Below are 993 nucleotides of genomic sequence, written 5' to 3'. Positions count from 1 at the left end.
AAATCCGGTTCTTAGAGATTCCTCGCTTGATTGAGCAAACCTGCGATCGCTATCAAACTCACAACCAACCCCGTCCCTCCCTAGATGACATTCTGGCAGCGGATCAGTGGGCTAGACAGTCCGTTGTCGAAGCCAGCCAGAAAGGACAACCCTCAGTGATCTCCTTGAAATAAACCTCTACCCTTCCAAGGGAGTTCCCATGCCTCCTCCAGCTACCCAGGAGATACAGCCATAACATGGGCCGGTTTTGTTTAATCCCTAAACATTGTGTGTCCCTAAGGTTAATCTGCAACAGAGTATCTGTAGAGAACCGTGATAATACAATACAAATATAAGTTCGCGTTGGCTTAATCTATGTCTGCTGTAGCAACTAAGTCTTATATAGAGTTCAAAGACAACGGGTACTGGATTATCGGGACTCGAATTTCGTTGGATTCGGTCGTATATGCTTTTCGGAAAGGACTATCACCCGAAAGCATCGCACAATCCTATCCCTTGCTTGACCTAGAAAAGGTTTACGGTGCTATCACGTTCTACTTAGCAAACCGTTCTGATATTGATGCCTACTTGGCCTCTGAGGAGCAGGCATTTGATGTCATGCCACAACCTTTGCAAGTTGATGCCCCCTCTTTTTACCAAAAGCTGGTTGCTGCTAAGCAGTCATCCCAACAGCCATAATGGCAGGCGTTCGATTTCAAGCTGATGCTGACCTGAATCAGGTAATTTTGACAGGAGTTATTCGCCGACAGCCCGCAATCAACTTTCAAACTGCTACTGAGGCAGGTTTAGAAGGACTTACAGATGTAGAGGTATTGGCCCTGTCTGCAAAGCAGCAACGTATCCTGGTGACCCACGATCGCAGAACGATGCCGACTGAATTTGCCAAGTTCATTGCCGATAGTGTAAGTACAGGTGTATTAATTGTTTCAAGGAAGATAGCGCTGGAAACTATCATTGAGGAGTTGATTATAATCTGGTCGGTCACCAGTGCGG

General features: G+C 46.3%; 3 protein-coding genes. All 3 read left to right on the top strand.

From position 1 onward, the window contains the following. The first annotated feature begins 2 nt into the window (after positions 1-2). Positions 3-173, top strand: coding sequence for a hypothetical protein (locus AC2VE5_RS28275; protein WP_486890821.1), 171 nt, complete (start codon positions 3-5; stop codon positions 171-173). A gap of 181 nt (positions 174-354) precedes the next feature. Beyond that, positions 355-678 (top strand): DUF433 domain-containing protein, encoded by a 324-nt coding sequence (locus AC2VE5_RS28270; protein WP_486890819.1) that lies wholly within the window; start codon positions 355-357, stop codon positions 676-678. Continuing rightward, a partial coding sequence (locus AC2VE5_RS28265) for a DUF5615 family PIN-like protein (RefSeq protein ID WP_486890818.1) occupies positions 678-993 on the top strand: 316 nt, incomplete at its 3' end. The genes AC2VE5_RS28270 and AC2VE5_RS28265, both read left to right, overlap by 1 nt.

The sequence above is a fragment of the Aliterella sp. E5.1 genome (assembly GCF_057473825.1).
This window is presented reverse-complemented; position numbering and strand designations above follow the sequence as displayed.